The sequence below is a fragment of the uncultured Agitococcus sp. genome, from assembly GCF_937920075.1.
Taxonomy (GTDB): Bacteria; Pseudomonadota; Gammaproteobacteria; order Pseudomonadales; family Moraxellaceae; genus Agitococcus.
This window is the reverse complement of record NZ_CALETI010000230.1, coordinates 1-5,947: the sequence shown is the minus strand read 5'-3', so window position 1 is coordinate 5,947 and position 5,947 is coordinate 1. Positions and strand designations below refer to the sequence as shown.

Below are 5,947 nucleotides of genomic sequence, written 5' to 3'. Positions count from 1 at the left end.
AGGTGGTAAACTTTGCTTAATTTGCTGCATCATACCTTCTTTAATAGACTGGACGGCAGCAGCAGAACCATCTAATGCCATTAATTGTTGTGCTAATTTAGTTTTATCTTCAGCAAATGCAACATTGCTTGATAACACTGACAATACCATCAATACGTAGAACTTCATAACTAACTCTTTGAATTTTTTAATAGAAACAACAATAAAATTGCAGCCAAAGGAAAAAAGGTTGCTCCTGTACACCGTATTATCTCACTCGTATTGGGGTGTGTCACATAAAAACTAATGCCAACAACAAGATAAAATGCAAAAAATAACATCGTGATATAGTTTTTTTTAGCACTAACGACAGTTGATGCTGAAAAGTACAAAGATGCCAAAATAAAAAAATAGAAAATGGACATACTTTTTTTCGAATCGTAAAAAACTGGAGGATGTAATCAACATCCTCCAAAGAAAAAACCAGATTTTTTCATGCAGTAAATTCTGATTTTAAGTTATTGCCGCATAAGCATTGCTAATACTTAACGACGCCCCCAACTGGATGTTGACCATTGACCGCCAACATATGCAATAGAACCACCATATAATGCTGTTCTTGTTGCGCCAAATGGAGTTCCCGTTATCATTGTACCAACTGCACCACTACCTATTGCCATAGCCCAGCCACCATAAGTTCTTTGACTAGATGGAACAGAATAAGCGTAATTTAAACCACCAAAGCCACCACCTACAAAACCAAGTCCTACATAATTCCAAAAAGCCCCTTCGGTTTCTTTCATTTCTTGCTCGCCTAATGCGTGAACATTAAGACTAGTTGAATTAGCAAAGGCAAAACTAACAGACTCATCAATCAATGGTGCATCATTGGCAAAACTCATCTGACTGGCAAATACAGCCGCTAATACAGTCATTGTTGTTACGTTTTTCATGCTTACAATCCTCGTTAATAGCATCTATTTTGTAGGTAAACTCACCTACTACTTTTGCGCCACACAGCGCACTTAACTAGATGTTAAATTACAATTTAAACACCCAATTAATACCTAGCTCCGAGCCTAATCCACCCGAAATATTTGTTTTAACATTAAAAATAACTGTGCTTTTTTTGCTCAATCCCCACCCAGCACCTATGTTTAAATCAGTCAATGTTTGCCGTAATCCTGTTGTTTGGCTATTGTGCTTTGCAGCAGACACATTACGCCATTGCCACCCCATATTTAGGGTAACATCGGCATTAACAGCAAACCCAATCGAAGGTGAAAGTAAAAAATAATTACTTGGCAAATAAGATGAGCCGTTATCTAAAACACGTTTTAGATTTGCTTTATAAGCGGATGTTAATGAGAAAATAATGGGGTCTGTAACCCGATAAGATGTAAAACCAACTAAAACTGCTTTTAAGGCATCTGAATTTGTTGATGTTGCCTCGTAAGCAGGTAATTCAGCAAATGCAACAAGAGCGGGGCTTGTATTTTCTTGCACAAAAACATGATTAATACCTAGCCACACATCTGATACATAACTATCGCTTTGGGAATGAACCTCATCAAAAGCCAAACGTCTATTTTGCGTACTTAAAGCACTGACTCTGGCATACAACTCGGTGCGAGCATTAAAACCATATTTGGCAGATATATTTAGAATTGTTGTATCAGCGTAACTTTCACTATCTCCAATTTGACTAGGAATTGAAATAAATTGTGTGGGTGATATTTGAATAAGAACAGGCTCAGCTTGACCTAAACCCATTTGTTTGTGATTGGCATAAGTAAGACCTATCTCTAAACGAGTTTGTTTTTGTTGTGTTAATAATTCATCTAAACTTAAAGGTAAGTCTGCTAATACAAGAGAAGAATAAGTGCTAGCTATGGCTAATAGTGCGATAGTGCGATAGTGCGATAGTGCGATAGTATTCATATTTGTTAGAACCAACACTGTCATCCGTTTTAGTGGCGCACATTCTAACCAAATAATCTTTATTATCTTTGAGTATTGTCTGACAAAAATAATTTTTTCATCAATTGACTTTTTTAGCGCAGAAAAATTTTTAAAAGCTAATGATTCTATTTGTAGCTGTGCGACTATCAAATCATCAAACAATGTCAAGGTTAAGCCCTCATCCCAGCCCTCTCCCAAAGTGAGAGGGAGTTTTCTCGCGTAGAAAAGTATCATGGTGAAAGCTAAACCAAATAACTTGTTAAAAATTAAGAACGAAGCATCTACCGTTCTTAAACATAACGTAGAGGGGAAAAACAATGACTACATTCATGGGGCAAGCACAAGGCATGGGTCTTGCCATTTTAAATCAAATTGCCAGCAGTGATTGGCCAGACAAATTAAACCTGCGTAAACCAATTGAAAAAATGCTTTACCAAGGCAGCAAAACGGGCTTTAAGGTAATGACCAAAGTCAGCCGTCAGTTTGCCAGTTCGGGCAAAGCCAATAATCAAGCCACCCGTTTAGTCTCTAGTGCGGCTAAAAGAGTCTTTGATTTAAGTTTGTCTGACGAACAACAAATGATTCGTGACAGCTTAACCATGTTTGCCAAAGAAATGATTCGCCCTGCGGCGCATGACTGTGATGCTGCTGCGGCTATTCCTGCCGAATTACTCGCTCAAGCCAAAGAATTAGGCTTAATGTATTACGCTGTGCCAGAAGCTTTAGGCGGAATGGCAACCGAAGACAATACCACCACCCAAATGCTGATTTTAGAAGATTTAGGCTATGGCGACATGGGCATTGCAGCCGCTTTGTATAGCTCGGTCAGTGTTGCCAACACCTTAGCGCGTTGGGGCAGTGCCGAACAACAAGAGCGTTATTTACGGGCTTTTGCGAGCGAAAATCCTCCCGAAGCAGCGTTAGCGGTGGTTGAAAAAACACCTTTATTTGACCCCAACAAACTCAATACCAGTGCCAAATTAGTCGGCAGTGATTATTTGCTCAATGGTGAAAAAGCCCTTGTGTTAACAGGTTCTGATGCTGAGTTATTTATTGTGGCAGCTGATGTGGAAGGCACGCCTGCCCTGTTTATTGTGGAAAGTGGCACCGCAGGTTTAAGCCTAAGTGATGGTTCAGCGATGGGCATAAAAGCTGCCGCCACCAAAACCTTACACTTAAAAGAGGTGCGTATTCCTGCCACTAATCGTTTTCCTGCTACTTTTGATTATCAAGCCTTTTTAGACTTTGGTAGTTTGGCATGGTGTGCATTGGCGGTGGGTTGTGGTCAAGCGATTTTGGATTATTTAGTGCCTTATGTAAACGAACGTGAAGCCTTTGGCGAACCCATTAGCCATCGTCAAAGTGTGGCGTTTATGGTGGCTGATGTGGCGATTGAATTAGAAGCAATGCGTTTAATGACATGGCGTGCTTGTGCTTTAGCCGAACAAGGCAAAGAGTTTCACCGTGAAGCCTATTTAGCCAAGATTTTATGTGCCGAAAAAGCCATGAAATTGGGTACAGATGCCGTGCAATTATTGGGTGGTCATGGTTTTACCAAAGAACATCCCGTCGAGCGTTGGTATCGTGATATGCGTTGTTTAGCTGTCATGTACAGTGGCTTACATTTATAATTATAAGGAGCAAAATCATGTATTTAGAAAATCCGAAAAAATTTAATATGTTGGTTGAACAAGCGCATCAAGTGGCGGTCAATGTATTACGTCCTATTTCGCGTAAATATGATAAAGCCGAACATGAGTATCCTAAAGAATTGGATATGCTTGCTTCTTTATTAGATGGCATGAACGAAGGTTCACCTGATGCTGTGGGTGCAAGCAGCACAGGCTCTGGCACAACCAGCAGTGGTTCTGGCGTTAAAAATGGCTCTAATATGTCAGCCGTTCTAGGCATTATTGAAATGTGCTGGGGCGATGTGGGTTTATTGTTAGCAATGCCACGTCAAGGTTTGGGTAATGCCGCCATTGCTGCGGTTGCCAATGAAGAACAACTCAAACGCTTCAAAGGCATGTGGGCAGCGATGGCGATTACTGAGCCAAACTGTGGCTCTGACTCGGCAGCGATTCGTACCACCGCTACCAAAGATGGCGACCATTATGTGTTAAATGGTGAAAAAATTTATGTGACTTCGGGTGCGCGTGCCGATAGCGTGGTGGTTTGGGCAACCTTAGACAAAAACTTAGGTCGTGCGGCGATTAAATCTTTTGTGGTACAACATGGCACAGCAGGCATGGAAGTCACCCGTTTAGAGAAAAAGCTCGGTATTAAAGCCTCCGACACCGCAGCAATCACCTTTACTAACTGTCGTGTGCCTGCCGCTAATTTGTTGGGTACACCCGAAGTTGATGTACAAAAAGGGTTTGCAGGGGTCATGCAAACCTTTGATAATACACGTCCTTTAGTGGCTGCAATGGCCATTGGTGTGGCTAAAGCGTCTTTAGACCGTACACGTGAATTATTAAAAGACAGCTTATCGGTTAACTACAGCGCACAACCCATGCAAGCCTCGTTTGCCGAAGCCACCTTAAATCGTTTAGAAGCCGAATGGGAAGCCGCTCGTTTGTTAACGCTTAAAGCGGCTTGGTTAGCGGATAACAAAATCCCTAACTCCAAAGAAGCGTCTATTGCTAAAGCAAAAGCAGGTCGTGTAGCGAATGAAGTAACCTTAAAGTGTGTCGAGTTGTGCGGTGCATTAGGTTACAGTGAAGATGAGCTGTTAGAAAAATGGTCACGTGATTCAAAAATTTTAGATATTTTTGAAGGCACACAACAAATTCAATTGTTGATTGTGGCGCGTAGAGTATTAAACAAAAGCTCGGCTGAGTTGAAGTAGGCTTCGATTCACTTCGGCTGCGCTCAGTGACCACCACTCAACCCCCTCGACTCCGTTCCCTGAGCGAAGTCGAAGGGCAACCAACGCAAAAATCTTTTCTGAGCAAAATGCTCAGCCTAGGTCATTTTCTCGCCCCATATCACACAAACTCCCCTGCCGCTACCCCCGACGACCATGCCCACTGAAAGTTAAACCCCCCTAACCAGCCAGTCACGTCTACGACTTCGCCAATAAAATACAAGCCTTTTTGCTTTTTACTTTCCATCGTTTTAGACGATAACTCGCGCGTATCCACACCACCCAACGTCACTTCTGCGGTGCGATACCCTTCTGTGCCTGATGGCTTTAACTGCCATGCTTGCAAGGCATCAGCTACGGCTAACAAGACATTATCAGGTATTTCAGCCAATGGCGTTTCGACGTAACTTGGCCAATGTAAGTTTTGTAACTCCAGTACCAAATTTTTACTTAATAGCGGGGTTAACTGTGTACGTAATAAGGATTTAGGATGTTGCTGTTTTTGCTCTTTTAGCCAATTATTCATTTCTAATTGCGGCAATAAATTCACTGCTACCGCCTCACCTAATTGCCAATAGTTGGATAATTGCAAAGCAACAGGCCCGCTTAAGCCCCGATGGGTAAATAACAAATTTTCGTTAAAACTGGTGTTATCTTTGGCGGTCATGGTCACATCTAAGGCTAAGCCCGATAAACGCTCTGTCACTGCTTTGATGTTATCGGTAAAAGTAAATGGTACTAAACCAGCGCGGGTTGGCAAGACCTGATGACCAAATTGTTTAGCCACTTCATAACCAAAAGCACTCGCCCCCATCGTGGGAATCGACAAACCACCTGTGGCAATCACTAAAGACTGACAAGCAAATTGACCTTTACTGGTATTTAGATGAAAACGATGATCAGCATCATTGACTGGGCTAATTTTTTCAATTTGACAATGGGTTTGAATGGTCACGTGTTGAGTACGTTCACATTCGGCTAACAACATGTTCAAAATATCTTTAGCCGAGTCATTACAAAATAACTGGCCATGTTTACGCTCATGATAAGCAATACGATGCTTTTCAACCAGTGCAATAAAATCCCATTGAGTGTAACGATTGAGTGCAGAAATACAAAAGTGCGGATTGGCAGATA

At 41.7% G+C, this 5,947-nt stretch carries 5 protein-coding genes; 2 read left to right on the top strand and 3 right to left on the bottom strand.

The window, feature by feature from the left end:
* Window positions 1–524 precede the first annotated feature (524 nt).
* A complete protein-coding gene (locus Q0212_RS08215) occupies window positions 525–932 on the bottom strand; it encodes a hypothetical protein (protein WP_297924392.1) in 408 nt (135 codons plus the stop codon).
* An 88-nt stretch (window positions 933–1,020) separates the two neighbouring features.
* Complete coding sequence (locus Q0212_RS08210) at window positions 1,021–1,920, bottom strand: hypothetical protein (RefSeq protein ID WP_297924390.1); 900 nt, start codon at window positions 1,918–1,920, stop codon at window positions 1,021–1,023.
* Between the two features lie 338 nt (window positions 1,921–2,258).
* Between Q0212_RS08210 and Q0212_RS08205 the strand changes: the two genes are divergently transcribed.
* Together Q0212_RS08205 and Q0212_RS08200 are read left to right on the top strand one after the other, a co-directional pair.
* Complete coding sequence (locus tag Q0212_RS08205) at window positions 2,259–3,572, top strand: acyl-CoA dehydrogenase family protein (protein WP_297924388.1); 1,314 nt, start codon at window positions 2,259–2,261, stop codon at window positions 3,570–3,572.
* A gap of 17 nt (window positions 3,573–3,589) precedes the next feature.
* Window positions 3,590–4,792, top strand: coding sequence for an acyl-CoA dehydrogenase family protein (locus tag Q0212_RS08200; RefSeq protein WP_297924386.1), 1,203 nt, complete (start codon window positions 3,590–3,592; stop codon window positions 4,790–4,792).
* A 139-nt stretch (window positions 4,793–4,931) separates the two neighbouring features.
* Here Q0212_RS08200 and Q0212_RS08195 read toward each other — a convergent pair.
* On the bottom strand, window positions 4,932–5,947 hold a 1,016-nt coding region (locus Q0212_RS08195), incomplete at its 5' end, for an NAD(P)/FAD-dependent oxidoreductase (RefSeq protein ID WP_297924384.1).

Excerpts from the sequence above, each read along its gene's own strand:
- Q0212_RS08200 (WP_297924386.1), top strand. The coding sequence starts at position 3,590 with ATGTATTTAGAAAATCCGAAAAAATTTAATATGTTGGTTGAACAAGCG.
- Q0212_RS08215 (WP_297924392.1), bottom strand. The coding sequence starts at position 932 with ATGAAAAACGTAACAACAATGACTGTATTAGCGGCTGTATTTGCCAGT.
- Q0212_RS08205 (WP_297924388.1), top strand. The coding sequence starts at position 2,259 with ATGACTACATTCATGGGGCAAGCACAAGGCATGGGTCTTGCCATTTTA.
- Q0212_RS08210 (WP_297924390.1), bottom strand. The coding sequence starts at position 1,920 with ATGAATACTATCGCACTATCGCACTATCGCACTATCGCACTATTAGCC.